The sequence below is a fragment of the Rhizobium sp. BK650 genome (assembly GCF_014195325.1).
Taxonomy (GTDB): Bacteria; Pseudomonadota; Alphaproteobacteria; order Rhizobiales; family Rhizobiaceae; genus Rhizobium.
Genome location: NZ_JACIBK010000001.1, coordinates 165,373 through 192,003 on the forward strand (window position 1 = coordinate 165,373; position 26,631 = coordinate 192,003).

The following is a 26,631-nucleotide window of genomic DNA, read 5'->3' on the forward strand; positions in this document are numbered from 1 at the left end:
GGCCCGTCCGTTCGCCCCATGCGCCTACGTCATTTTGCGTATGTGTTTTCGCGCTGCAGCACCCGATAGTCCCCTCAGCAACAGTCATTTCCGTTTCCGGCCTGTTGCGGAACAAAAAGAGGGGAGTTCAACCAGATGAATCTCAAATCAACTATTACGGGCGCTGCGCTCGGCGCCGTGATGGCAGCATCGGCCGCCTTCCACGGTGCGCTTGCTGCCGACGACACGATCAAGGTTGGCGTGCTGCACTCGCTTTCCGGCACGATGGCGATTTCCGAAACCACGCTGAAAGACGCCATGCTGATGCTCATCGACGAGCAGAACAAGAAGGGCGGTCTCCTCGGCAAGAAGCTCGAAGCTGTCGTCGTCGACCCGGCTTCCGACTGGCCGCTGTTTGCCGAAAAGGCACGCGAACTGATCGAAAAGGACAAGGTTGCGGCTGTTTTCGGTTGCTGGACCTCCTCTTCGCGCAAGTCGGTGCTGCCGGTTTTCGAAGAGCTGAATTCGCTGCTCTTCTACCCGGTTCAGTACGAGGGTGAAGAATCCTCGCGCAACATCTTCTACACGGGTGCTGCCCCGAACCAGCAGGCGATCCCGGCCGTCGATTACCTGATGAAGAATGAAGGCGTGAAGCGCTTCGTGCTCGAAGGTACCGACTATGTCTATCCGCGCACGACCAACAAGATCCTGGAAGCCTATCTCGAATCCAAGGGCATTCCGAAGGAAGACATCCTGATCAATTACACGCCGTTCGGGTTCTCCGACTGGCAGACGGAAGTCTCCAAGATCAAGGAATTCGGTTCGGCCGGCAAAAAGACCGCCGTCGTCTCTACGATCAACGGTGACGCCAACGTTCCCTTCTACAAAGAACTCGGCAACCAGGGCATCAAGGCAACCGACATCCCCGTCGTGGCCTTTTCGGTCGGCGAAGAAGAACTTGCCGGTCTCGACACCAAGCCGCTGGTTGGCCACCTGGCCGCCTGGAACTACTTCGAATCGGTCGATACGCCGATCAACAAGAAGTTCATCAAAGAATGGCACGCCTTCACCAAGAACGACAAGCGCGTAACCAACGACCCGATGGAAGCTGCCTATATCGGCTTCAATGCCTGGGTTAAGGCCGTTCAGGCTGCCGGCACGACCGATACGGATGCGGTTCTCGACCATATCATCGGTGTCTCCGTTCCGAACCTCTCCGGCGGCACCGCGACCGTCATGCCGAACCACCACATTACTAAGCCGGTGCTGATCGGTGAAATCCAGGCCAATGGCCAGTTCGAAATCGTCCAGCAGACCCCCGAGGTCGTCGGTGACGAATGGTCCGACTTCCTGCCGGACTCCAAGGATCTGATCTCCGATTGGCGCAAGCCGATGAACTGCGGCAACTTCAACGTTGCCACAGGCAAGTGCGGCGGCAAGGGTTCCTGAGTTAGCCGGTCCGACATGAGCCACAAGACTTCCGTCCGGATTTCAAGTCCGGGCGGAAGCTTCGTCCCCAGCGGTATTGCCAAATAGGCCAACGACTTAGGCGGGAAAGCCGATGTATCGCGCCATCAAGATCTTTCTTTTGACCATCTGCTTGACACTGACCGGGCTGACGACCGGCCTCAATGCCCAGGACGACGTCCACGCTCTTGTGGATGCGCTCGGCGTCGGCGGATTTCCGGAGCGTGAAGCGGCCATCAAGGCGCTAGGCGCTTCCAAGGATGCGCATGTCAGCCAGATATTGCAGCAACTGAGCGACGGCCTGCTCTATGTGAACTCCGATGAAGGCGGTCCTGTTCTCGTTCAGGGCGGTACGGATGACGAGCCGACCTATTCCGATCCGCTCACCGGTGAAGCCGTTGCCGACATCGATCCCGACACGATGTCGAAGGTGAAGATCAACAATTCGCTGCGCACGCTCATCGGCACCATGACGAGCCAGATGACGCTGCTGAGTCCCGATCGCGGCGCCCGTCTCGCGGCTGCCCAGGGGCTATTGAAGGATGCCGATCCGGCCAATCTCGATCTGCTGAATTCCGCACTGGCAGACGAAAAGGACGCCGAGATCAAGAGCACGATGGAAGCGGCCCGCGCCGTCATGGTGCTGAAGAGCGATGTCAGCGCCGACGAGAAGAGGCAGGCTATCGATACGGTTGCCGCACGTGGCGGCCGCGATGCGCTGACTATCCTGACCACGGCACTGGCAACGGCGCCTGATGATCTCAAACCTGCTATTCAGGCACATATCAGCAACATCAACCGCAGCCTGGCCCTCTGGAACATCGTCCAGAACGTCTGGTACGGGCTGTCCCTCGGCTCGGTGCTGCTGCTTGCGGCCATTGGCCTCGCCATCACCTTCGGCGTCATGGGCGTCATCAACATGGCGCATGGTGAGATGGTGATGATTGGCGCCTACACGACCTATGTCGTCCAGGAATATATCACTGCGAATTTTCCCGGCATGGCGGATTATTCGCTGGCTTTCTCCGTGCCTGCCGCTTTCATCTTCACCGGCTTCGTCGGCCTTGTCATCGAGCGCGTGGTGATCCGCTATCTCTACGGCCGGCCGCTGGAAACGCTGCTGGCCACCTGGGGCGTATCGCTGATCCTGCAGCAGGCTGTGCGCACGGTCTTCGGCCCGACCAATCGTGAGGTGCGCAATCCGAGCTGGATGTCGGGCGCTTTCGAATTTGGTGGTCTGTCGATCACCTGGAACCGCCTGTGGATCATCGTCTTCTCGATGGCGGTCTTCGTGGCGCTCCTGATGCTGCTGAAGCGTTCCGCCTTCGGCCTGCAGATGCGTGCCGTCACCCAGAACCGGCGCATGGCCTCGTCCATGGGTATCCGCACCGGCTGGGTCGATGCCTTCACCTTCGCGCTTGGCTCCGGCATTGCCGGCATGGCGGGTGTGGCGCTCTCGCAGATCGACAACGTCTCGCCGAACCTCGGCCAGAGCTACATCATCGACAGCTTCATGGTCGTGGTGTTCGGCGGTGTCGGCAATCTCTGGGGCACGTTGGTCGGCGCATTATCGCTCGGTGTCGTCAACAAGTTCCTCGAGCCCTTTGCAGGGGCCGTGCTCGGCAAGATCCTGGTGCTCGTCCTCATCATTCTCTTCATCCAGAAGCGTCCGCGCGGACTCTTCGCACTCAAAGGAAGGGCGGTGGAAGCATGATTACGGCCTTCCTTCTCCGGTCTCTCGACCGCCGGATCTCCATTGCCATCGCCATCCTGCTGATGATCGCGGTCCTCGTGCCGGTGCTCAATCTGGCGACCTCGGCTGACAATCCGCTGCATGTGCCGACCTATATCATGGCGCTGTTCGGCAAGTATCTGACCTATGCGCTCTTGGCGCTGGCGCTTGATCTCGTCTGGGGCTTCTGCGGCATTCTCTCGCTCGGCCACGGCGCCTTCTTCGCACTCGGCGGTTATGCGATGGGCATGTATCTGATGCGCCAGATCGGTTCGCGTGGTGTCTACGGCGATCCCATCCTGCCGGATTTCATGGTTTTCCTGAACTGGAAGGAACTGCCCTGGTTCTGGCACGGCTTTGATCAGTTCTGGTTTGCTGCACTGATGGTGCTGCTGGTGCCGGGCCTGCTTGCCTTCGTCTTCGGCTGGTTCGCCTTCCGCAGCAGAGTCAACGGCGTCTATCTCTCGATCATCACGCAGGCCATGACCTATGCGCTGCTGCTTGCCTTCTTCCGCAACGACATGGGCTTCGGCGGCAATAACGGCATGACCGATTTCAAGGATATCCTCGGCTTCAATGTGCAGGCGGACGGCACGCGTGCGGCGCTCTTTGCTGCCACGGCGATCTTCCTGGCGCTGTCACTGATGATTGCCTCGGCCATCGTGCGCTCGAAATTCGGCAAGGTGCTGGTCGGCGTGCGCGATGCGGAAAGCCGCACGCGCTTCCTCGGCTACCGCGTCGAGCATTTCAAGCTCTTCACCTTCGTCGTCTCGGCGATGATGGCCGGCATTGCCGGCGCGCTCTATGTGCCGCAGGTCGGGATCATCAATCCCGGCGAATTCGCTCCGGCCAACTCCATCGAGGTCGTCATCTGGACGGCTGTCGGCGGGCGGGCGACGCTGATCGGGCCGATCATCGGCGCTATCCTCGTCAACGGCGGCAAGACGATTTTTACCGGCCTTTTCCCCGATTACTGGCTGTTTGCGCTCGGCGGTCTCTTCGTGCTCGTGACGCTGTTCCTGCCCAAAGGCATTGTCGGCACGATTGCCCAGTATCTTGGCAAGCGGAAGCCACTCTCGAATGGCGTGCCGCCCGCGGCGGCCGAAGAGGGCGTCGAGGCAAAAATCCAGGCTGCGGAGTAGAACCATGATCCCCGACGTCAAACCCAACAGCGTGCTCTACCTCAGCGGTGTCTCGGTTTCTTTCGATGGCTTCAAGGCGCTCAACTCGCTTTCCATCGTCATAGAGCCCGGCGAACTCCGGGCGATCATCGGCCCGAACGGCGCCGGCAAAACGACGATGATGGACATCATCACCGGTAAGACCCGGCCCGACGAAGGCGAGGTCTTCTTTAACGGCACGATCGATCTCACCAAGAAGGACGAGGCCGATATCGCACAGCTCGGCATTGGCCGGAAATTCCAGAAGCCGACTGTCTTCGAAAGCCATACGGTCTGGGACAATCTGGAACTGGCATTGAACCGTCGGCGCACGGTGTTTTCGACGCTCTTCTATCGCCTTTCCGGTGAGGACAAGGATCGTATCGATGAGATCCTGGAGACGGTGCGCCTGACGCATCGCCGTGATGAGTTTGCAGCCAACCTGTCGCACGGTCAGAAGCAGTGGCTGGAGATCGGCATGCTGCTTGCGCAGGAGCCGAAGCTTCTGCTCGTGGATGAGCCGGTGGCCGGCATGACCGATGCCGAGACGGCGGAAACGGCGATCCTGCTCAAGGATATCGCCAAGACGCGGTCTGTCGTTGTCGTCGAGCACGATATGGGCTTCATCCGCGATCTTGGTGTGAAGGTAACGTGTCTTGCGGAAGGTTCGGTGCTGGCGGAAGGATCCATTGATTTCGTCAGCAACGATCCGAAGGTGATCGAGAACTATCTGGGGCGCTGAGATGCTGACAGTCGAAAACGCAAATCTTCACTATGGCGCAGCCCAGGCGCTGCGCGGTATCTCGATCAAGGCCGAGATGGGCAAGATCACCTGCGTGCTCGGCCGCAATGGCGTGGGCAAGAGCTCGCTGTTGCGCGCCGTCACCGGCCAGCATCCGCTGTCTGCCGGCACGATCACCTTCAACGATGCGAAGCTCAACGGCCTGCCACCCTTCGCTCGCGCCAAACAGGGCGTCGGCTATGTGCCGCAGGGACGCGAAATCTTTCCGCTGCTGACGGTGAAGGAGAATCTCGAAACCGGCTTTGCTCCGCTTGGCCGCCGCGACCGCAACATCCCGGACGATATCTTCAGTCTCTTCCCGGTGCTGAAGTCGATGTTATCGCGTCGCGGCGGCGATCTGTCGGGCGGGCAGCAGCAGCAGCTGGCGATTGGACGCGCCATGGTCACGCGGCCGAAAATCCTCGTGCTCGACGAGCCGACCGAAGGCATCCAGCCGTCGATCATCAAGGATATCGGCCGAGCGATACGGTATCTTCGCGATTCCACCGGCATGGCGATCCTGCTCGTCGAGCAATACCTCGATTTCTGCCGGGAGCTTGCCGATTATGTCTACATCATGGACCGCGGCGAGATCGTGCACGAGGGCCTTGCCGAAACGCTGGATACGCCGGAAGCGCGCCGCCATCTGACTGTATGATCTCCTTGGCCAACGCGTTGGCATCTGCCGCAAAATGCGGCAAATGCATTCCGCGCTATCCAAATGTCCCGTGGGGCGTGGGCGTTTCGGAACGCGGCACGGGACTTGCTTTCTTGCAATTACGAGACACATTCAACGCAAAACGCCGGACAGGGCGGCATCTGCACGGGGGTGGCATGACAGGCGCGGTGGCGGGTACCACGAGACCGCAGAGAGCGGAAGGACGCGGGCGCCTTGCTGCCAAGGTGCAGGACGGACGTACGCGAATTCGCGAGCTTTATCAGGAAGGTGCTGCAAAGATTCGCCTGCCGGATACGTTCGATGCCTCGATGGAGGCTGTCATCATCAATACGGCTGGCGGGCTGACGGGCGGCGATCGGATGAACTGGAGCGTGTCTGCTGGAGCCGGCACCCGCATCGATGTGACGACGCAGGCCTGCGAGAAGATTTACAAGGCTTCAGCCGGCACGGCCGAGGTGACGACACAGATCGAGGTCGGACCGGGCGCCCGCGTCGATTGGCTGCCGCAGGAGACCATTCTTTTCGATCGCGCCTCGCTATTTCGCCGTTTGGACGTCGATCTCGATGACAGCGCCGAATTCCTGGCCGTCGAGGCCATCCTGCTCGGCCGCACGGCGATGGGCGAAATGATGGAGACGGGGCTCTTTCGCGATCGCTGGCGCATCCGCCGGTCGGGCCGTTTGATCCACGCGGAAGAGCTCCGCTTGTCCGATGCGGTGGCGCTGCTTGCGGCAGAGCAGGCGGTGCTTGGCGGGCAAGTGGCCTTTGCGACGGTTCTCTATGCCGGACCGATGTCGGAAGCCTATCTCGCCAAGGTGCGTCCGCTGGTAGAGGGACATATGGGCGGGGCGAGCGCCTGGAGCGACAAGATCGTCGTGCGTCTTGCAGCAGCCGATGGCTTTGCGCTGAGAAAAATCCTGATCCCGGTGATTTCCGCCTTGCGCAATGGAGCGCCTGTGCCGAAAGTCTGGAATCTATGAGTTCAACTAGCAGGTAGACGATGAACCTCACTCCGAGAGAAAAAGACAAGCTGTTGATTTCCATGGCCGCGATGGTGGCGCGTAGGCGGCTGGAGCGCGGCGTCAAGCTGAACCATCCGGAAGCGATCGCCCTCATTACCGATTTCGTCGTCGAAGGCGCGCGTGATGGCCGCCCGGTCGCCGAATTGATGGAGGCCGGCGCCCACGTAATTAGTCGAGACCAGGTGATGGAAGGTATTGCCGAAATGATCCACGACGTGCAGGTGGAGGCGACATTTCCTGACGGAACGAAGCTTGTGACCGTGCACGAACCCGTCCGCTGAGGAGCGAGCCATATGCTGGACCTTCGACCCAATTGTGAATGCTGCGACAAGGACCTGCCGCCCGACAGCGCAGAAGCGATGATCTGCACCTTCGAATGCACATTCTGTGCCGATTGCATCGCCGACGTGCTCAAGGGTGAGTGCCCGAATTGCGGCGGCAATTTTGCCCCCCGGCCGATCCGGCCAGCGTCGAAGCTCGAGAAATATCCGGCTTCGACGAAGCGTGTTCTGAAGGCCGAGGGCTGCGCGCCCAAGGCGGCTAGGAGAAACAGATGATCCCTGGCGAAATCATTGCCGCTGATGGCGAGATCGAGCTCAATGCCGGTGCGCCGACCCTGACGATCGAGGTTTCCAATACGGGTGACCGTCCCGTGCAGGTCGGCAGCCACTATCATTTTGCCGAAACCAATGCCGGCCTGTCTTTCGATCGCGAAAAGGCGCACGGCATGCGGCTCGATATTCCCGCGGGTACGGCGGTCCGCTTCGAGCCGGGTCAGACCCGTTCGGTGACACTCATACCGCTCTCCGGCAAGCGTGAAGTCTATGGCTTTCGCCAACTGGTCATGGGGCGGCTTTAAAGAAAAGAAAATGACGGGAGGAAATTCATGCGCTTGAAGATCGGGCTCATGGGCGGGTTGCTTATGCTGCTGGCTGTCGGCGCTGCCCATGCCGAAGACGTGGACTGCGAGAACGCGCAGACGCAGGCAGACATGACCAGTTGCGCGCAGGCGCGTTATGACAAGGCCGACAAGAGCCTCAATGCCCAGTACAAGCTGACGCGCACCGCTATGGTCGCGATCGACAAGGATCTCGATGGCGACATGAAGGGCGCCGAGCAGGCGCTGCTGAAGGCTCAGCGCGCCTGGATTGCTTATCGCGACGCTCAGTGCGACAACTATGGCTTCCAGGCGCGCGGCGGCACGATGGAGCGCATGCTGGTTGCAGGCTGCCTTGCCGACCTGACCGATCTCAGGACCAAGGAGCTCAAGGAACTCGCCGACGGGATGGGCCAGTAAGGTGGGCAGGACAATCATGATCGTTGGCAACGGCGCAGTGGAAGAAGGAGGGGCAGAGATCATCGATGCTGCCGACTTCGTCATACGCTTCAACGAATGCCGTTCCTATGGTGCCGGTGGTACGCGGACCGATGTGGTTGCCGTGTGCAATACCGGCCGGCCGGGCAAGGCGATGATCGGTTCGGCAAGCTGGCGGGCCCATCCAGCTACTCTCGAAGCTTCGGAAATCTGGAGTGTGCGCGACCCTGAAAAATTCGCGTCACTGCGCGGTCCGCTTGCCGTTTCACATCCGGAACTCGATGATTTCTGTGACGATTATACTGACCAGTTCAGCGACTTCTGCGGGGAAGCTGGCAAGGTGCATCGGGTCGTTGACAAACGGATTCACGAAGGTGTCGATCAGGCGCTCTCCGCTTTCTCACCGGCGCCTTATGTCGTGCCGAGCAGCGGCATGATCGTGATCGGCGAAGTGCTCGACAGATTTCCCGACGACGACGTGACGCTCGCGGGCTTCGGCCATGTGGGCTGGGAGTGGCATCCCTTCGCCGCCGAGAAGCAACTCGTCGACTCCTATATAGCGGCGGGCCGTCTCAGACGGCTTGCCGGAAAACCGCTCGTCTCTTCCTCCCAAGGAGCCTGATAGATGCCCTACAAGATTTCCCGCGCCGCTTATGCCGGTATGTTCGGTCCGACCACCGGCGACAAGGTGCGCCTTGCCGATACGGAGCTTTTCATCGAGATCGAAAAGGACTTCACCACCTATGGCGAAGAGGTGAAGTTCGGCGGCGGGAAGGTCATCCGCGACGGCATGGGCCAGAGCCAGGTGACGCGGGCGGGCGGGGCAGTCGATACCATCATCACCAATGCGGTCGTCATCGACCATACCGGCATCTACAAGGCCGATATCGGCCTGAAGGACGGACGCATCGCGGCAATCGGCAAGGCGGGCAATCCGGACATGCAGCCGGGCGTCAACATCATTGTCGGTCCGGGCACGGAAGCGATTGCCGGCGAAGGCAAGATCGTGACGGCCGGTGGTATGGACAGCCATATCCACTTTATCGCTCCGCAGCAGATCGAGGAAGCGCTGATGAGCGGGCTCACCTGCATGCTCGGCGGCGGCACCGGACCGGCGCATGGGACGCTTGCGACGACCTGCACGCCCGGTCCCTGGCATATTGCGCGGATGATCGAGGCTGCCGATGCCTTCCCGATGAACCTTGCCTTTGCCGGCAAGGGCAATGCGTCGCTACCGAGTGCGCTGCAGGAAATGGTGCTGGCCGGCGCCACGTCGCTGAAGCTGCATGAAGACTGGGGCACGACGCCCGGCGCCATCGACTGCTGCCTCTCGGTTGCCGACGAATATGACGTGCAGGTGATGATCCATACGGATACGCTGAACGAAAGCGGCTTCGTGGAAGATACGATCGGTGCCATCAAGGGCCGCACCATCCATGCCTTCCATACGGAGGGTGCGGGTGGCGGTCACGCGCCCGATATCATCAAAATCTGCGGCCAGCCGAACGTCATTCCCTCGTCCACCAACCCGACTCGGCCCTATACGGTCAATACGATTGCCGAGCATCTGGATATGCTGATGGTCTGCCATCACCTGTCGCCGTCGATCCCCGAAGATATTGCTTTCGCCGAAAGCCGTATCCGCAAGGAGACCATCGCGGCGGAAGACATCCTGCACGATATCGGCGCCTTCTCAATCATCTCCTCGGACAGCCAGGCCATGGGCCGTGTCGGCGAAGTGCTGATCCGCACCTGGCAAACGGCTGACAAGATGAAGCGACAGCGCGGCCGCCTGAAGGAAGAAAAGGGCGACAACGACAATTTCCGTGTCCGCCGCTATGTCGCCAAATACACGATCAACCCGGCAATTGCGCACGGCTTGTCACATGAGATCGGCTCGATCGAAGTCGGCAAACGCGCCGATCTCGTCCTATGGAACCCGGCCTTCTTCGGCGTGAAGCCGGATATGGTGCTGCTTGGAGGCTCCATTGCAGCAGCACCGATGGGCGATCCGAACGCCTCAATTCCGACGCCGCAGCCGGTGCACTACCGTCCGATGTTTGCCTCCTTCGGCAAGAGCCTGACGAATTCCTCGGTCACCTTCGTGTCTCAGGCTTCGCTCGATGCCGGCCTCAAGGGGCGTCTCGGCGTTGCCAAGGATCTCGTTGCCGTCAAGAATACCCGTGGCGGCATCTCCAAGGCGTCGATGATCCACAATGATCTGACGCCTGAAATCGAGGTCGATCCCGAGACCTATGAAGTGCGGGCGAATGGCGAGTTGCTGACCTGCGAACCGGCGACGGTGTTGCCGATGGCGCAGCGTTACTTCCTGTTCTGAGGCCGTCTCGTTTATGGGCGGTGTGAAGCTGGCAGTGCGATGGCTGATACGGGCAATCGCGCTGCTTCTTTTATTGATGGCCGGCGGCACCTTCATTCCAAGACCGCTCCTCGTGGCGGCCGAAGCGTCTTCGGCGGCAGTGCCTTCAAAACGCATTTTGCTGCTTTCGGGGCCGATCCACACGGATATCGCACTCCCGCTTGATGACCGGCTTCGGGCGTCATTCGCCTTTCTTGAGGATGCGGGCGTTCCGGTGAGCGATCCCGCGGCACGGTGGCTGATCTTCGGATGGGGTGGCCGGTCCTTTTACCTGGAGACACCGACCTGGGGCGATCTGAAGCCGATGCCTGTGCTACGCGCGCTGACGATCAACAGCTCGGTGATGCATGTCGATGTTGCCGGTGGCATCTCCGAAACCCATCCCTCCGTGCGTGTTCTCAATGTCGATAGCGAGCGGTTCGAGCGATTGCTCCGATTCATTGACGAAAGTTTTATCCGCGAGGACGGTGCGGTGGTGCCCATCGGAGATCGGGGGTACGGAGATTATGACAGGTTCTTCGAGGCGAATGGCTATTTCAATGCACTGATTGGCTGCAATACATGGACGGCCGCTGCCTTGCGGACAGGCGGATTGCGGACCGGTTTCTGGAATCCGCTGCCGCAGACGCTGGCACTTTCACTTGTCCTCTTTAATTGAAGTATTGCCGTCGTTCTTCAACTTTGGTGCTGCTGACGATGCCGCGCTGTTCTTGGTTTTGACCCTTGTCTTTTTGAGACGCTGCTCCCTATTGCAGCCCTTGAAGTGAAATCTGAGTATCGCTCTCCGAGAGGTTGTAAAAATCAGAAAATAACCTGCGATTTCTCTATATAGACCATTCTGAAACAGCCCCCGGTTTTGCGGTAAAAAAGTACTTAAAAATCAATTTCTTATATTTATTTCCCATAATGGTAATTCCTGTCCCGAAAAGCTGCATCTCCTGCTAGAAAAAAGAGAATAGCTGAATCGCCTGAATTCACTCGAATTTTAGCGATTGGATTAAGACCTCCGCAGCAATTGCAACCCTATCTATGACTTGGAAACGCTGAGCAGGAAGGCCGATTCTCATGGAAAACTGGATATCGCTTCAGGCTGAGCTCGGCAGTTTCGAGCATCGCAGAACCGTTTATACTTTCGCGCTTAAGATGAGTTTTCTGGCGGTCATTCTGTCCGGCTTCATCATCGTGATAACGCTGCCCCCGCTTAACTTCATGGGAGTGCTGCCGATCACCCTCAGGCATGCCATGATCTTTGCCATCATCCTCTCCTGGTTGATCGGCGGAATGGTGTCCGGCATATTGTCGCTCGTTGCCGGCTTTGCCATTCATGACCTAACCGTCTCCCGTGCCAAGTTCGAAAAACTCAGCCGCACTGATACGTTGTCAGGGCTGCTGAATCGGCGCGCTTTCACTGATGCCCTGGAGAGAGTGGAGAGCGACGCCTGTCTCGCCATTTTCGATGTCGATCGTTTCAAGGCGATCAACGACCGTTTCGGCCATGGCTGTGGGGATGCGGTCATTACAGCCGTCTCGGCCATGCTTTCTGGGGCTTTCGATGGCGCTTCGGTCGTGGCACGGCTCGGGGGCGAGGAGTTCGGTGTTATCGTCCAGGGCGGGACGCCGCAGGAGCGAGTGGCGCGCATCGAAAGGGTGAGGGCACAGATTGCCGCGCGGCCGATTCCGGCGGATGGGCATGATGTCACTATCACGATATCAGGCGGCATTGCCGATCTTCATGAGGGGCGCGACAAGGAGGCGGTCTATGCTTCTGCCGACAAGGCGCTCTATCTCGCCAAGGCGCTTGGCCGTAATCGAGTCGTCCATGAGCGGGAGGGACTGAACCACGCCTGGCATGGGCTCGTCGAAAACGGCATTGGTGTGCAGGGTATCGGGCCTGAGGAGGTGGGCCGGTTGCAGGCATCGGGCACTTAGGTCCGTCATTCACGAAACGTGCATTGGTGCTTGCATCGCGAAGGGCTATTTTGCATGGTCTAGGTCCAATTCTAACGGATATGTCATGCAGCGCGTCACATCTTATCTCCCCGCCGGCACCCCTTCGTCTCACCCGACCGCACAGGTCAAACTGCCGCATGATCTGCGGCACCTGCGCCGCAAGCTCCTGCATCTGGAGAACGGGGAGATGGTGATGCTCGATCTCAAAGAGCCGGTGCTTTTTGCCAATGGCGACATGCTGGTGCGCGAAGACGGCGAACTGATCGAAATACTCGCCGCCGACGAGAAGCTGTTCGAAATTCGCGGTCGTGACCGCGCCCATCTGATCGAGCTCGCCTGGCATCTCGGCAATCGCCATCTCTCGGCGCAGATTGAAGAAGATCGCATCCTGATCCTGCGCGATCACGTCATCCGCACCATGCTGCAGGGGCTAGGGGCGATGGTGCTTGATATCAACGAGCCCTTCCAGCCGGCTCGCGGCGCCTATCATTCCCATGGCGGGCATTCGCACGGGCATGATCATGGCGATCATGGCCACGAGCATCATAATCACGGGCATGATCATGAACATGGGCACGATCATCCCGACCATGACCATGACCATGGACACGACCACCGCCATCATCACAAGCACGATTGACGCCTGATGCATCAGGATCGTGAGCTCCAGGCTCTGCTGCGCCTGACGGCATGGTTATCGCCAGCTTTTCCCATCGGCTCCTTTGCCTATTCCGGCGGTCTGGAGCGAGCGGTGGCGGATGGACTTGTGCGGGATTCGGGCATGCTGCGGTGCTGGCTGGAGACGCTGACGGGTAAGGGCTCTGTCTGGAACGATGCAGTGCTTTTTGCCGAGGGCCATCGGAGCCATGCTGACGCCGCTCGCCTTGCGGAACTTGCCGAACTCGCTGCAGCGCTTGCCGGTTCACGTGAGCGGCATCAGGAGACAATGTTGCTTGGGGAAGCCTTCCTTACGGCTGCACAAGCCTGGCCGGACGATGTGTTCGGCCGGCTGCCGAAAAAGGCCTCCTATCCAGTTGCCGTCGGCGCAGTAACAGGTGCGCATGGGATAGGACTTGAGAAAGCGCTCGCCGCGTTTCTGCACGCCTATCTCTCGCAGGCGGTCTCTGCCGGTATCCGGCTCGGTGTCGCAGGGCAGAAGGACGGCCTCGCCATCCTCTCCGGGCTGGAAGAGCATATGATCGACGTAGCCGCGCGTGCAGCTCGCTCCGGCCTCGACGACCTTGGTTCGGCGACGGTTCAGGCAGATATTGCCGGGCTTCGTCACGAGACGCAGCAGACGCGGCTCTTCCGTTCGTAGGTGCCGCTTATCCGCGCATCTGCGTCATTTGACGGTGGCGGGAAGCCGGCGCTTTGTTATCATCTGATTTCGATTGGAGTGGGACATATGAAATCAAGAAACGGACCCTTGCGTGTTGGTATCGGCGGGCCAGTCGGCTCGGGCAAGACGGCGCTGACCGAGAAGCTCTGCAAGGCGATGCGCGACGACTATTCCGTCGCCGTCGTGACCAATGACATCTACACGACCGAGGATGCTGAGGCGCTGGTGCGTATGCAGGCGCTGCCTTCGGATCGCATCGTCGGGGTGGAGACGGGCGGTTGCCCGCATACCGCCATCCGTGAGGATGCGACGATCAACCTGCAGGCTATCGCGGGTCTCAACGAGCGCATTCCCGATCTCGACGTCGTCTTCATCGAATCCGGCGGCGACAATCTGGCCGCGACCTTCTCGCCTGACCTCGCCGATATCACCATCTACGTGATCTCGGTCTGCCAGGGCGAGGAAATTCCGCGCAAGGGTGGGCCGGGTATTACCCGATCGGACCTTCTGGTGATCAACAAGAAGGATCTGGCGCCTTATGTCGGCGCTGACCTCGAAGTGATGGACCGGGATGCGGCGCGCATGCGGGCGACCCGCCCCTTCGTCTTCTCCGACATGAAGCGCGGCGACGGGATCAGTTCGATCGTCGACTTTTTGCGGGTGCAGGGCGGTCTCTGAGGCTCAGATCTTTCTCAGCGCATTGACATCGCTGATGGCGATAAGGCGGCCGTGCACGGTTACGCCTGCCGATTTGAGCGTCGAGAAGGCACGAGATAATGCCTCCGGTGCCAGGCCGAGCTTTCGGGCGAGCAGGTTCTTCGGGAAGGGTAGCTGCAGCGACGCCGTTGCTGGCTCTTCCTCGACACAATGCGCGAGAAGATAGTGGGCCACGCGCTGCGGTGCCGTCTGCATGCGGTCGTTGGCTAGGCATTCTATTGTCGACAGCAGATGCAGCGACAGGCTGCGCAGGATCGCTGCTCCGATCCGCGGGTACTCGGCCAGGAGCGCGCGCACTTTACCGACGTGGAAGCGGGCGAGCACCGTGTTGTCCATCGATTGGGCGCCGTAGCGATAGGTACCGCCGGCCTCGATAAGACATTCTGCGAACGTGTCGCGCGGCTCGCAGATGCGGATGTCTGCCTCTTGCCCTCGTTCGTTCAGACGAAAGAGCCGGACGTAGCCCTCCAGCAAGCTGTAGAAATAGACGCCCGGCTCGCCTTCCTGGAAGAGAATTTCGTGCGGAGCGCAAGTCATCACGGTGGAACAGCCACGCAGTGCTTCGGTTTCTGCGTTCTCCAGATCTGCAAATATTCCGGCGCTGGAAAGCAGTGCCCGCTCACGGTTGCTGGGCGTCAGCATCCTGTTCATGCTCCGGCCTCCCGCGGCGGCCATTCCCGCCAATTTCCCCTGACGATGCCGAGAATAGGGGAGGTGAAGCGCGGAGGAATTGATTTTGATCAAACGCCGCGGTTATGCGTGCTTATCAAGGCCCACAATCGGTCGGAATGGTGAACGACCAGGCGTTCGGGCGTTTGCGCGCGCTGATGAACCGGAGCACAAAAGGCAGGAAAACGAACAGGTGCTTACCGCGCTCGGTCTCCACCGCAGGCCTGTTGTCGCGTGGGTCGCCCCAGCGGTCTTCATAGAGATCTCTGAATAGCGAACTGATGGGGATCATCGCTTCACTCCTTATTTTGAATCGATTCAAAATAAACGCGCATGTATTGAACCGATTCAAGTTTGTCCCAACCACTGCGGATGTCAAGTTTCTTTTGAACCGATACAATCTTTTGCTAGAGTGAGTGAAGTTCCAGATCTTCAAGGAGCAGCTTTGGTTAGAGGGAACGTGAGGTTGGCTGATGTCGCCAGGGCGGCAGGCGTATCGCAGGGCACGGCGTCGAATGTCTTCAGCCGCCCTGAAGTTGTTCGAGAGGAAGTGCGCGAGAGGGTTCTCAAGGTCGCCAGAGACCTCGGTTATGGTGGGCCTGATATCAAGGGCCGACTGCTGAGGGCAGGGCGGGTGAACGCGATCGGTGTCGCGGCTGTCGAACCGCTCACTTATTTCTTCGACGATCCCTGGGCGCGCACGTTGATGACCGCAATCGGCGAGGTCTGCGATGCCAGCGGCACCGGCATTGCCGTCGTATCGGCGATGAACGAGGAGCGGCTTGCCTGGAACATCAATAGCGCGCTGGTCGATGGTTTCATCCTGCTCTGCGTGGAGGGCGGGGAGAGGCTGGTCGAACTCACCCGTCAGCGTCAGTTGCCGTTCATCGCGCTCGCGCTCGGGATCGAGGACGAGACCATACCGGCACTCGGTATCGATAATATCTGCGGAGCGGCGGCGGCTGCGCGGCATCTGCTGGAACTCGGGCATCGGAACATCGCGATCCTGTCTATCGGTGACGTGGACGGCCTTGTCGGCCAGATAGCGCCCGAGCGTGTCGATCAAGAAATGGATGCCACCCCGCGTGACCGCATACACGGTTATTGGCAGGCACTGGCGGAATATGGTCTCTCCCGCGAGGCGGTTCCCATAGAGGGGACGTTGCATGACAGGCCGAGTACGCTGAGGGCAATGGAGGCGCTCTTCTCCTCAGACACGCCACCGACGGCTATCCTTGCGATGTCGGACAAGGTTGCGATTTATGCCATGCAGTGGCTGACTGAACGTGGACTGAAAGTGCCGGAAGACGTATCCATCATCGGCTTCGACGGCGTGCCGGAAGCGGCGACCTCGCTGCCGCGCCTGACCACCGTCGCACAGCCCTTTGCGGAGATTGCACGGCGTTCGGTGACGGCGATCCTCGAAAATGCATTGCCTGAAAATCACGAGGCGCTCGATCTCGAACTTGTCGTAAGAGACAGCACGGCGCCGCCGCGAGCGGACTAAATCGAAAAAGCAAAAGGCCGGGTCGATGCCCGGCCTTTCGCGTATGATTTCTGTCCTATTCAGCCGCGAAGGGTGGCAGGCGCAGCACGTTGGTGTCGTTGCCCGTCTTGCGCTTGCTTTCCGGTCTTTCGATCGCGGTCAGGCGTTCCTCCAGCGAGTCGATGTCGCTGCGGCTTTCGCGCGCGGCGCGGGTGAGGTCTTCGCTCGACATCGGCAGCTCCTCCTCGTCTTTCTTGCCGACCAGGCGACCGAAGATCCAGCCGAGGAGGCGGGAAAGATCGTCCATGATCAGGAAGAAGGAGGGCACGACGACAAGCGAAAGCACGGTCGACACGATGATGCCGCCGATCACCGCAATCGCCATCGGCGCGCGGAACGAGCCGCCTTCGCCAACGCCGAGCGCGGAAGGCAGCATGCCGGCCGACATGGCGATCGAGGTCATGATGATCGGGCGGGCGCGCTTGCGGCCGGCTTCGACCATGGCCTCGACACGAGGCATGCCCTGGTGGCGCATCTCGATCGCGAAATCGACGAGCAGGATGGCGTTCTTAGTGACGATACCCATCAGCATCAGGATGCCGATCATGACCGGCATCGACAGCGGGTTGCTGGTGACGATCAGGCCCGCGGCCACGCCGCCGATGGCGAGCGGCAGCGAGAACAGGATGGTGAAGGGCTGGATTACGTCCTTGAAGAGCAGGATCAGCACCGTCAACACCAGGAGAAGGCCCATCAGCATTGCGTTGACGAAGCTCTGCTGCATCTCCGTCTGCACCTTGGTATCGCCGCTTTCGGCAAGGTGCACCGTGGCCGGGATCTTGGCGTCGTTGACGATCTGGCGGAAACGGGCCGAGGCAGTATCGAGCGCCACGCCCTGCGGCAGATCGGAACCGATTGAGACCACGCGGTAACGGTTGTTGCGCTTGATCGAGCTGACGCCTTCCGAATAATCGATATTGGCGACGCTTGCGAGCGGAACTGTGCCGCCGCTGGCGGTCTGGATCTTCAAGGCCCGGATGGCGGCAAGGTCGCGGCGCATGTCGAGCGCGGCCTGGACCCGGATCGGGATCTGACGATCGTCGAGCGAGATCTTGGCAAGGGCCGCATCGACATCGCCGATGGTGGCGACGCGGATCGTCTCGGAGATCTGCTGCGGCGTGATGCCGAGGCGAGCAGCCTCATCCTTGCGCGGATGGACCTGCAGTTCCGGACGGGGCAGGGCGCCGTCGGCGCTGACATTGGCGAGCAGTGGATCGGCGCGAAGCTTCGATTCCAGAATGCCGACGGCTTCGTTCAGGTCACTCTCGTTCTTGGAGAGGAAGTTGAAGGAAAGGTCGCGCTCGCCGCGGTCGTTGAGCTTCAGGATATGGACGTCGGGAATGTCGCGCAGCTTGGCGAAGACTTCCTTTTCGATATTCCATTGCGGACGTTCACGGCCGTGGACTTCCACCTTCGGCAGCATCGGGCCGATGACCGGGATATGGCCGATTACGTCGTTGACCACCTTCTTGATCAGTGACTGGTCGAGCTTGTCGAGCGCGAGCGTGATCGTCGCGCGGCGCAGTTCGAGCTCGCCCTTCGGCGATGCGCCGCCGAGCACGAAGACGCTTTCGACGCCGTTGATGTCCTTGACCCGGTCATAGATCGCATCCGTCGTCTTCTCCGTATCGTCAAGCCGCGCATTGGGCGGCAGTTCGACGGAGAGAACGATGCGCGAGGCGTCTTCCGGCGGCAGGAAGCTGCCGGGAACTTGCATCAGCAAGAGGACGGAACCGAACAGGAAACCGATGGCAGCAAGCAGGGTAGCATAACGCGTATACCAATGTCCGGTCGTGCCGCGCACCAGGCGTGTATAGCCCTTCATCAGCAGGCCGTCATTGTCGTGATGGTCTTCCATGCCGTCTTCGGCCCGCATCAGATAGGCGGCCATCATCGGGGTGATGAGGCGTGCCACCATCAAGGAGAAGAAAACCGAGAAGGCGACCGTCAGGCCGAACTGGATGAAGTATTGGCCTGGAATGCCCGGCATGAAGGAAACGGGCACGAAGACCGCGATGATCGTGAAGGTGGTGGCGATGACGGCAAGGCCGATTTCGTCCGCAGCTTCGATCGCCGCCCGATAGGGCGTCTTGCCCATCTTGATATGGCGGGCGATGTTTTCGATTTCCACGATCGCATCGTCGACGAGAATACCCGTCGCGAGCGTCAAAGCCAGGAAGCTGACGAGGTTCAGCGAGAAGCCCATCATGTCCATGACCCAGAAGGTCGGGATCGCGGAGAGCGGCAGGGCAATGGCCGAGATGAGGGTCGCGCGCCAGTTCCTGAGGAACAAAAGGACGACGATGACGGCGAGCAGCGCGCCTTCGAGCAGCGTATGGATGGCGGCTTCGTAGTTGCCGTAGGTGAAATAGACCGAATCGTCGATCATCTCGATCTTCACATTCGGGTTTTCGATCCGCACCTTGTCGAGGCTTTGAGCCACGGTTTCGGCGACGCTGACTTCGCTGGCGCCCTTCGAGCGGAAGACGCCAAAGGTGACAACAGGCGTATTGTTGAAGCGCGAGAAGGATTTCGGTTCCTCGTAGGTATCCTTGATGACACCGAGATCGGATAGCTTGACGAAACGGCCGCTTGGCAGCGCAATCGTCGTATCTGCAAGCTCGGCGACATTGCGGGCGTCGCCGAGAACGCGGATCGCCTGCTCGCTGCCTGCCACCTGGCCGCGGCCGGAGCCGAGGTCGACGTTGGTGCCGCGCAGCTGCTGGTTCACGCTTGCAGCGGTGATGCCGTAGGCATCAAGCTTGCCGGGGGTGAGTTCGATGCGCACTTCGCGCTCTGCGCCGCCATAACGATCGACGCGGCCGATGCCGGCCTGGCCCTGCAGCGCACGCTTGATCGTATCGTCGACGAACCAGGAGAGTTCTTCGAGCGACATATCCGGCGAGGAAACGGCGAAGGTCTGAATCGCCTGACCCTCGACATCCACCTTAGTGACGATCGGCGTCTCGGCCGTTGCCGGCAGATCGCTGCGGATACGGTCGATCGCGTCCTTGACGTCCTGTACGGCCTGTTCCGTCGGCACTTCCATCCGGAACATGACGTTGGTCTGCGAGCTGCCGTCGGTCACCGTTGACTGGATTTCGTCGATACCGGTGATCGAGGCGATCGCGTCTTCGATTTCCTTCGTCACCTGCATTTCGAGTTCGGCCGGCGAGGCGCCGCTCTGCGTGACGCTGATCGAAACGAGCGGCACGTCGATGTTCGGGAAGCGCGTGATCGGCAGCTTATTAAAGGACTGCATGCCGATGAATATCAACAGGCAGAAGGCCAGAAGCGGTGCGACCGGATTTCGAATGGACCAGGCTGAAAAATTCATCGGATGGTCTCTTTAGTTGGAAGCCGAGGGCTGTTCGCGCACCGGAGTGATGTGGTCACCATCGCGGACATAGGCGCCCGCCTTGGCCACGACTTCGTCGCCGGTCTTCAATCCACTTGTAATTTCGACATAGGCTCCGTCCTGGATGCCGGTCTCGATCTTGGCGAATTTCACCACGCCGTTTTCGACCCTGCGGGCGGAAGAGCCTTCGCTGCCGGTAAGCACCGCCGTCAACGGAAGCGACACGCCTTCGGTCTCGCGGACGATGATCTCGGCGCTGCCATACATGCCGGAACGCGCCTTGCTGTCATCATCGATGGAGATATGGACGAGGCCGAGGCGAGTGACCGGATCGACGGTCGGCGACACCAGGCGCACTGCGCCGGAAAGCTTCTCGCGGCTGCCGGAAAGCGAGATCGTCGCCTTCTGGCCGGCCATGACCCTGACAATGTCGCTCTCGGCGACTTCAGCGACAAGCTCGATATCGCCGTCGCGGATAAGCGTGAATAGCGGATCGCCGTTGCCGGCGGCAATGGCGCCGACCTTGGCGTTCTTTGCCGAGACCGTGCCGGCGACCGGCGTCTTCACGTCGGTTCGGGCGAGCTTCAAATCCGCATCGGCAATCTGGCTGTCGAAGACCTTAAGGTCGGCTTCGGCAACTTCGATCGCCTGCTCGGCGGAAGCGACGCGCGCGTTGGCGGCGGCGGCGGTCGCATCGGCCTGTTCGACCTGGGCGGTCGAAACCGTGCCCTTCTTGCCCATTTCCTGGGCGCGGGCCTGCTGCTGCCTTGCCTGTTCGGCATTGGCCTGCGCCTCGATAAGCTGGGCGCGCAGCTGGGCAAGGCTTGCCTCGCCCTTGGCTTTCGTCGCAATCATCTGGCTCTTGGTCAGGACCAGAGCGTCATCGTTCAGCGTCGCCAATGTGCTTTCAGCCTGAACCTTGTCGCCGACATCGGCCTTCAGGGTACGAATGGAAAGGCCTTCAACCTGCGGCTGGATATAGACTTCCTCGACGGGCTTGACCGTTCCAGTGCCGATGACACGGTCGACGAGGGTGCGGTTCGCCGCTGTAGTGACGACGATTGCGGGCAGGTTTTGGGAGGCCTGGGCCTGCGCGGCCTGGGGTTCCTCGGCAAACACAGCCGAGGCTGCAAAAGTGGCGGTAAGAAGCGCCGAAACCGCAAAAGCGGCTACGGGAAATGTGGAGGCGCGTAGTAAAGCGTGCGGCGTGAGTGCCATGCGTCGTCATCCAATCTATTGACGGGATCAGCCGGACTCACGCGTCTTCCAACAGGTTCGCGGTCGGGCGAATGCCGTCTTCCAAATCTCAGAGGTATTTACCCGCATCCCATTTGCCGTAACACATTGTTCCCATCCGGCAAATCCGGCTAGTACGTGGTATCGATTTGCTCCACATGCAAGCCCGGCAGAAAATAATTCCCCGTGAGATACTATTAATTACCATTACAGGGCTCATCAATCACCTAAGAGTTATGTGAACATGACGATGATTGATCGGCTCTTATGCTTTGACGTTTGACGCCTGATAAATGCGACGGTTGCAAGGGATTTTTTGGTTGAATGTAAAAAAATAGAAACGCGCGGGAAATCTTCTCCCGCGCGTTGCATTTAGGCTTCTGTGCTGCTTATTTCGCGGCAGCGTCCGTAATGTCGTGAGTCCAGGCGCCTGACGGCTCCTTGTTGATGATCTTCTGGTCGAGCAGCGCCTTTGCCGTGCGGTCGTAGAGCTTGGTGTCGAGCTTGCCGGTACCGTCCCCGATCAACTTGGCGACTTCGCCCATCATGCGCTTCTGGTGGTGTTCGTCCTGGCCGCCGGCATCGACGACGATTTCGGCCGCGTCATCAGGATTTTCCATGGCGTATTTCCAGCCCTTCATGGAGGCGCGGACGAACTTGACCATCTTCTCCTTAAAAGCCGGGTCCTTCAGCTTGTCTTCCATCGCATAGAGGCCGTCTTCCAGGAGGTCGTTGCCCATGGCGGTGTAGTTGAAGACGGTCAGGTCCTCCGGCTTAAAGCCGGCATCGATCGCCTGCCAGTATTCGTTATAGGTCATGACGGAAATGCAGTCGGCCTGCTTCTGCAGGAGCGGCTGCACGTCGAAGCTCTGCTTCAGCACGGTCACGCCATTCGGGCCGCCATCGGTCTTGAGGCCGAGCTTGTTCATCCAGGCGAAGAAGGGATATTCGTTACCGAAGAACCAGACGCCAAGCGTGTGGCCCTTGAAGTCGGCTTCGGTCTTGACCGGGCCATCCTTGCGGCAGATCATTTCCATGCCGGACTTTTGGTAGGGCTGGGCGATATTGACGAGCGGAACGCCCTTTTCGCGGGCAACCAGAGCGCCGCCCATCCAGTCCACGATCACATCGGCGCCGCCGCCGGCAATCACCTGCTCGGGAGCGATATCCGGACCGCCCGGTTTTATATCGACGTCGAGGCCTTCTTCTTGGTAATAGCCCTTGTCTTTGGCGACGTAATAGCCGGCAAACTGAGATTGGGTGACCCACTTCAGCTGCAGCGTGACCTTGTCTGCGGCCATCGCATGAGCTGACGCAAGCGACATGGCGCTCGCCATCATTGCAACCATCAACTTATTCATTTTCTTGTTCCCTCTGAAGTTATGCCCTAGCCCTTTGCGGGGCCGGGGCGCGTCTAACCACCACGGATAGACGGATGCCAGAAAGTCACCGCCCTTTCGGCAAGGGCGACGACGCCATAGAAGATTGAGCCTGCAAGCGCCGCGACGGCGATCTCGGCCCAGACCATGTCGACATTCATACGGCCCATCTCGGTGGAGATGCGGAAGCCCATGCCGACGATCGGCGTTCCGAAGAATTCCGCAACGATGGCACCAATCATCGCCAGCGTCGAGTTGATCTTCAGCGCATTGAAAATAAAGGGCATTGCGGCAGGAAGCCGGAGCTTTAAGAGCGTCTGCCAGTAGTTCGATGCGTAGGTGCGCATCAGGTCGCGCTCCATGTTGCCGGAGGCGGCAAGTCCCGCAACCGTATTCACCAGCATCGGGAAGAAGGTCATGATGATGACGACGGCTGCCTTCGACTGCCAGTCGAAACCGAACCACATGACCATGATAGGTGCGACGCCGATGATCGGCAGGGCTGAGACCATATTGCCGATCGGCAGCAGGCCGCGGCGCAGGAAGGCGACGCGGTCGGCGAGGATCGCGACCACGAAACCGGCAATGCAGCCGACGATGTAGCCGATCAAGACGGCTTTGAAGATCGTCTGTCTGACATCTTCGCCGAGGATCGGCAGGGAGCCTGCGATGCGCGCCCAGATTGCGCTTGGCGGCGGCAGGATGACGAAGGGGATGCCGGCGCCGCGTGTGATCGCTTCCCAGATGATGAGGATCCAGGCGCCGAAGATCGCCGGAATGAGCAGGCGCAGCAGCCATTGGCTGGCCGGTTCTGTCGGCTGGATCTCGGAAAGTTTCGTCACGCAACGCCATGCGAGCAGCCAGCAGGCAGCGAGCAGCAGAAAGAAAGCGGTGGCAGCGAAACCCTCATTGCCCGTGAGCGTGCCGAGGAGCAGCCATGCGCCCCCGTGAGCGCTGACAAAAAGGACTGCTGCGATGAGCGTTGCTGAGAAAGGCGCAAAGGACACGAGCACCGCAGCGATGGCAAGCAGGGCGGTCAGCCCGGCAGTGCCTGCAGATGGAGGATGGGTTGCGCCAGCCGCATAGAGCGGCAGCAGAGCCATCGCGCCGATGACGCAAAGGAGAGCGCTCAGGCCCTGCCAGGAAATCGTTACCTGCCTCATGCCGGCCTCCCGCCCATCGCGCGATCGACGAGCTTCGCAACGAGGCCGACAAGGGCGACGAGAATTGCTGCCAGTACGGAGCCAGCAACGAGGGCGGCCCAGATGTCGATCGTCTGGCTGTAATAGGAGCCGGCAAGGAGTTTAGAGCCGATGCCGGCGACCGCGCCGGTCGGCAACTCGCCGACGATGGTGCCAACGAGGCTTGCGGCGATCGCCACCTTCATCGAGGTGAAGAGGAAGGGGATGGAGGCAGGCACGCGCAGCTTCCAGAAGGTTTGTGCAGCCGTGGCATTGTAGGTGCGCATCAGGTCGAGATGCATGACTTCCGGCGAGCGTAGCCCCTTCACCATGCCCACAGCGACCGGGAAGAACGAGAGATAGGTTGATATCAGCGCCTTGGGGATCAGGCCGGTGATGTTGATCGAGCCGAGAACGACGATGATCATGGGCGCGACCGCCAGGATCGGCACGGTCTGCGAGGCGATTATCCAGGGCATCAGGCTGCGGTCGAGCGCCTTGATATGGATGATGCCGACGGCAATGACGATGCCGAGCAGCGTGCCGAACGCAAAGCCGAGGACGGTCGAGGAGAGCGTGACGCCCGCGTGGTAAACGAGGCTGCGATTGCTGGAGAGCTTTCTGAGAAAAGTGTTTTCGAACACATTCTGCGCCACCTGATGCGGCGCCGGAAGGACGGGCTTTGGCTGCGAGAGTGTGCTGCCGATAAATTCCACCGTCGTCGGGGTGACGTTGTTGCGGGTATCCGCATCACGCTGGAAGGGCGCGTTCAAGATGACGGCCGCAACATACCAGATGGCAATCAGCACCAGCAGGATGGTGAAGACGGGGACGATCTTGTCCTTAAGGGTGTCGGGTTTCATGCGGCCTCCTTCAAGAACGGCGCCGCTTGTTTTTGTATTTCGATGAAGACGTAATCTGGGCCGTCCAGCACCTGAGCATTGTCGAAACGGAGCACAGTGAAGCCTTGATTTTTCAGGAAGGCATCGCGAGCGAGATCATGGTGGCGACCACTTTCGGTTTCATGGCTGTCGCCATCGACTTCCACGATAAGACGAGCGGAGAGCCAGGCGAAGTCTGCGATATACGCACCGATCGGCGTTTCGCGGCGGAAACGAGCGCCCTGGGGACAAAGATCTCGAAGCATGTTCCACATAGCGGATTCTGCTTTTGTCAGTTCGCGGCGAAGTCGGCGCGCTCTCTCACGGGTTTTGGGCGTGATGTTGGAATGGGGCATTCAGGCCTCCATTCCCATTGCGGCAAGGAAAACCCCTCCCCAACCCCTCCCCACAAGGGGGAGGGGCTTTGGCGGTTGCCGCTCGCCTAGGACACCCATCTCGACGCTAGTGCCAGCAGCGAGGCAGAAAATGGAGGGTGCAGCAGATCTGCCCCTCCCCCTTGTGGGGAGGGGTTGGGGAGGGGTCTTTGCCAAGCTCACAACACTCAATCTACTACTCATAACTATGCCCCGCCCTCAGCCCCTCGCGGACGCGATGGGCGATTTCCAGGAATTCCGGGGTTTCGCGGATGTCGAGCGGGCGCTCGTTCGGCAATGTCGAGTCGATCACGTCTGTCACGCGACCGGGGCGAGGCGACATGACGACGATCTTGGTGGAGAGGTAGACGGCTTCGGGGATGGAATGGGTGACGAAGCAGATCGTCTTGTTGGTTCGCGCCCAGAGTTTCAGGAGCGCGGCATTGAGGTGATCGCGGACGATTTCGTCGAGTGCACCGAAGGGTTCGTCCATCAGGAGCAGGTCTGCGTCGAAGGCGAGCGCGCGGGCGATCGAGGCGCGCTGCTGCATGCCGCCTGACAGTTGCCAGGGGAATTTCTTGTCGAAACCTGTGAGTTCGACGAGATCGAGTGCTCCCGCGATGCGTTTCTTCTGCTCGTGCTTCGGATAACCCATGATCTCCAGCGGCAGGGCGATATTCTTTTCGATCGTGCGCCAGGGATAAAGGGCGGGCGCCTGGAAGACATAGCCGTAGGCACGGGCCTTGCGGGCTTCATCCGGCGTCATGCCATTGATGGCGATATCGCCTGACGTCTTGCGCTCCAGGTCTGCGATGACGCGCAGGAATGTCGTCTTGCCGCAACCGGACGGGCCGATGAAGGAGACGAACTCGCCCTTGCGGATATCGAGACTGACATTGCTCAGCGCATGCACCGGCCCGTCATTCGTCTGGTAGGTGAGACAGAGATCCTTGGCGGATACGACGGAGGGTGCTTGCATCAATCAACCAGTCTTGTTTTCGCCGCGCGAACGCGATTTTCCATGATATGATTGCCGCCGGCTTTTCCGGCAGCACAGTCCTTGGAGGAAAAGGATGGACGTGAAATCAAAGCCCACCTGCCACATCGTTCGTCCCGACCACACCTATGACGGCAAGCAGGGGCTGAGCTATTTCCAGGGCATCGCGGCCGAGACGGTCGGCGCGAAGGGCATCTGCATGCATCTTTTGACGATCCCGCCCGGCGTGCGCGCCAAGGCGCATCTGCACGAGGCGCACGAAACGGCGATCTACATGCTCTCCGGCGAGGCGCATACCTGGTACGGCGATAAGCTGGAGAACCATGTGGTCCTGCGCGCCGGAGAGCTCTTCTACATTCCGGCCGGTGTGCCGCACCTTCCGGCGAACCTCAGCAGCACCCCGTGCACGGCGATCATTGCCCGCACCGACCCGAACGAGCAGGAGAGCGTCGTCCTGCTGCCTGATCTCGATGCGCTGGTGCCCGCGTGAAG

Annotated in this window: 28 protein-coding genes; 19 read left to right on the forward strand and 9 right to left on the reverse strand. The window is 60.0% G+C overall.

Going from position 1 to position 26,631, the window contains the following annotated elements:
* Nucleotides 1–135: 135 nt before the first annotated feature.
* The 17 genes from urtA (at nt 136) to ureG (ending at nt 14,479) form a co-directional block, all read left to right on the forward strand.
* Entirely contained in the window at nt 136–1,428 is a 1,293-nt protein-coding gene (gene urtA, locus FHX15_RS00760; protein WP_184392807.1) for an urea ABC transporter substrate-binding protein, read from the forward strand.
* A 112-nt stretch (nt 1,429–1,540) separates the two neighbouring features.
* Nucleotides 1,541–3,160: an urea ABC transporter permease subunit UrtB gene (gene urtB / locus FHX15_RS00765; RefSeq protein ID WP_184392809.1), complete on the forward strand. Its 1,620-nt coding sequence runs from the start codon at nt 1,541–1,543 to the stop codon at nt 3,158–3,160.
* The gene (gene urtC, locus FHX15_RS00770) at nt 3,157–4,320 is read left to right on the forward strand and encodes an urea ABC transporter permease subunit UrtC (RefSeq protein WP_184392811.1); all 1,164 of its coding nucleotides are present in this window, start codon (nt 3,157–3,159) and stop codon (nt 4,318–4,320) included. Before urtB ends, urtC begins: the two co-directional genes overlap by 4 nt.
* Before the next feature lie 4 nt (nt 4,321–4,324).
* The gene (gene urtD, locus FHX15_RS00775) at nt 4,325–5,080 is read left to right on the forward strand and encodes an urea ABC transporter ATP-binding protein UrtD (RefSeq protein WP_184392813.1); all 756 of its coding nucleotides are present in this window, start codon (nt 4,325–4,327) and stop codon (nt 5,078–5,080) included.
* Between the two features lies 1 nt (nt 5,081).
* Nucleotides 5,082–5,777, forward strand: a complete 696-nt coding sequence (gene urtE / locus FHX15_RS00780; RefSeq protein WP_184392814.1) for an urea ABC transporter ATP-binding subunit UrtE — start codon at nt 5,082–5,084, stop codon at nt 5,775–5,777.
* 176 nt (nt 5,778–5,953) lie between these two features.
* On the forward strand, nt 5,954–6,778 hold the full coding sequence (locus FHX15_RS00785) for an urease accessory protein UreD (protein ID WP_184392815.1): 825 nt from the start codon (nt 5,954–5,956) through the stop codon (nt 6,776–6,778).
* A 20-nt stretch (nt 6,779–6,798) separates the two neighbouring features.
* Nucleotides 6,799–7,101: an urease subunit gamma gene (locus tag FHX15_RS00790; RefSeq protein WP_184392816.1), complete on the forward strand. Its 303-nt coding sequence runs from the start codon at nt 6,799–6,801 to the stop codon at nt 7,099–7,101.
* A 12-nt stretch (nt 7,102–7,113) separates the two neighbouring features.
* Nucleotides 7,114–7,377 carry a DUF1272 domain-containing protein gene (locus FHX15_RS00795; RefSeq protein ID WP_184392818.1) on the forward strand — a complete coding sequence of 88 codons (264 nt, stop codon included), beginning with the start codon at nt 7,114–7,116 and terminating at the stop codon, nt 7,375–7,377.
* Nucleotides 7,374–7,679 (forward strand): urease subunit beta, encoded by a 306-nt coding sequence (locus FHX15_RS00800; RefSeq protein ID WP_184392819.1) that lies wholly within the window; start codon nt 7,374–7,376, stop codon nt 7,677–7,679. Before FHX15_RS00795 ends, FHX15_RS00800 begins: the two co-directional genes overlap by 4 nt.
* A gap of 27 nt (nt 7,680–7,706) precedes the next feature.
* Nucleotides 7,707–8,117: a lysozyme inhibitor LprI family protein gene (locus FHX15_RS00805; RefSeq protein WP_184392820.1), complete on the forward strand. Its 411-nt coding sequence runs from the start codon at nt 7,707–7,709 to the stop codon at nt 8,115–8,117.
* Nucleotides 8,118–8,133: 16 nt separating this feature from the next.
* Nucleotides 8,134–8,757, forward strand: coding sequence for a Urease operon accessory protein (locus FHX15_RS00810; protein WP_184392821.1), 624 nt, complete (start codon nt 8,134–8,136; stop codon nt 8,755–8,757).
* A gap of 3 nt (nt 8,758–8,760) precedes the next feature.
* Nucleotides 8,761–10,473, forward strand: coding sequence for an urease subunit alpha (ureC, locus tag FHX15_RS00815; protein ID WP_184392822.1), 1,713 nt, complete (start codon nt 8,761–8,763; stop codon nt 10,471–10,473).
* A gap of 22 nt (nt 10,474–10,495) precedes the next feature.
* A complete protein-coding gene (locus FHX15_RS00820; protein ID WP_184393970.1) occupies nt 10,496–11,170 on the forward strand; it encodes a TIGR02117 family protein in 675 nt (224 codons plus the stop codon).
* Nucleotides 11,171–11,577: 407 nt separating this feature from the next.
* Nucleotides 11,578–12,441: a GGDEF domain-containing protein gene (locus FHX15_RS00825; protein ID WP_184392823.1), complete on the forward strand. Its 864-nt coding sequence runs from the start codon at nt 11,578–11,580 to the stop codon at nt 12,439–12,441.
* An 85-nt stretch (nt 12,442–12,526) separates the two neighbouring features.
* Nucleotides 12,527–13,102, forward strand: a complete 576-nt coding sequence (gene ureE / locus FHX15_RS00830) for an urease accessory protein UreE (RefSeq protein WP_184392824.1) — start codon at nt 12,527–12,529, stop codon at nt 13,100–13,102.
* 6 nt (nt 13,103–13,108) lie between these two features.
* Nucleotides 13,109–13,780, forward strand: a complete 672-nt coding sequence (locus FHX15_RS00835) for an urease accessory protein UreF (protein WP_184392825.1) — start codon at nt 13,109–13,111, stop codon at nt 13,778–13,780.
* Between the two features lie 87 nt (nt 13,781–13,867).
* A complete protein-coding gene (gene ureG / locus FHX15_RS00840; RefSeq protein WP_184392827.1) occupies nt 13,868–14,479 on the forward strand; it encodes an urease accessory protein UreG in 612 nt (203 codons plus the stop codon).
* Between the two features lie 3 nt (nt 14,480–14,482).
* Here ureG and FHX15_RS00845 read toward each other — a convergent pair whose 3' ends face one another.
* Both FHX15_RS00845 and FHX15_RS00850 read right to left on the reverse strand, forming a co-directional pair.
* Nucleotides 14,483–15,169: a Crp/Fnr family transcriptional regulator gene (locus FHX15_RS00845; protein ID WP_184392829.1), complete on the reverse strand. Its 687-nt coding sequence runs from the start codon at nt 15,167–15,169 to the stop codon at nt 14,483–14,485.
* A 115-nt stretch (nt 15,170–15,284) separates the two neighbouring features.
* Nucleotides 15,285–15,479, reverse strand: a complete 195-nt coding sequence (locus tag FHX15_RS00850; protein WP_184392831.1) for a hypothetical protein — start codon at nt 15,477–15,479, stop codon at nt 15,285–15,287.
* Between the two features lie 153 nt (nt 15,480–15,632).
* On the opposite strand from FHX15_RS00850, the gene FHX15_RS00855 reads away from it, so the two are divergent.
* A complete protein-coding gene (locus FHX15_RS00855; protein WP_184392833.1) occupies nt 15,633–16,694 on the forward strand; it encodes a LacI family DNA-binding transcriptional regulator in 1,062 nt (353 codons plus the stop codon).
* A 55-nt stretch (nt 16,695–16,749) separates the two neighbouring features.
* Here the strand turns inward: FHX15_RS00855 and FHX15_RS00860 are convergent, their stop codons facing one another.
* The 7 genes from FHX15_RS00860 to FHX15_RS00890 all read right to left on the reverse strand — a co-directional run bounded on the left by FHX15_RS00860 (nt 16,750) and on the right by FHX15_RS00890 (nt 26,121).
* Entirely contained in the window at nt 16,750–20,070 is a 3,321-nt protein-coding gene (locus tag FHX15_RS00860; protein ID WP_184392835.1) for an efflux RND transporter permease subunit, read from the reverse strand.
* A 12-nt stretch (nt 20,071–20,082) separates the two neighbouring features.
* Nucleotides 20,083–21,309: an efflux RND transporter periplasmic adaptor subunit gene (locus FHX15_RS00865; RefSeq protein ID WP_184392837.1), complete on the reverse strand. Its 1,227-nt coding sequence runs from the start codon at nt 21,307–21,309 to the stop codon at nt 20,083–20,085.
* Between the two features lie 407 nt (nt 21,310–21,716).
* Nucleotides 21,717–22,688, reverse strand: a complete 972-nt coding sequence (locus tag FHX15_RS00870) for an ABC transporter substrate-binding protein (protein ID WP_184392839.1) — start codon at nt 22,686–22,688, stop codon at nt 21,717–21,719.
* A gap of 53 nt (nt 22,689–22,741) precedes the next feature.
* Nucleotides 22,742–23,869: an ABC transporter permease gene (locus FHX15_RS00875; RefSeq protein WP_184392841.1), complete on the reverse strand. Its 1,128-nt coding sequence runs from the start codon at nt 23,867–23,869 to the stop codon at nt 22,742–22,744.
* On the reverse strand, nt 23,866–24,750 hold the full coding sequence (locus FHX15_RS00880) for an ABC transporter permease (RefSeq protein WP_184392843.1): 885 nt from the start codon (nt 24,748–24,750) through the stop codon (nt 23,866–23,868). Before FHX15_RS00880 ends, FHX15_RS00875 begins: the two co-directional genes overlap by 4 nt.
* A complete protein-coding gene (locus FHX15_RS00885; protein ID WP_184392844.1) occupies nt 24,747–25,124 on the reverse strand; it encodes an endonuclease domain-containing protein in 378 nt (125 codons plus the stop codon). Before FHX15_RS00885 ends, FHX15_RS00880 begins: the two co-directional genes overlap by 4 nt.
* Nucleotides 25,125–25,338: 214 nt before the next feature.
* The gene (locus FHX15_RS00890; RefSeq protein ID WP_184392846.1) at nt 25,339–26,121 is read right to left on the reverse strand and encodes an ABC transporter ATP-binding protein; all 783 of its coding nucleotides are present in this window, start codon (nt 26,119–26,121) and stop codon (nt 25,339–25,341) included.
* Between the two features lie 94 nt (nt 26,122–26,215).
* On the opposite strand from FHX15_RS00890, the gene FHX15_RS00895 reads away from it, so the two are divergent.
* Complete coding sequence (locus tag FHX15_RS00895; protein WP_184392848.1) at nt 26,216–26,629, forward strand: cupin domain-containing protein; 414 nt, start codon at nt 26,216–26,218, stop codon at nt 26,627–26,629.
* Nucleotides 26,630–26,631: the final 2 nt, after the last annotated feature.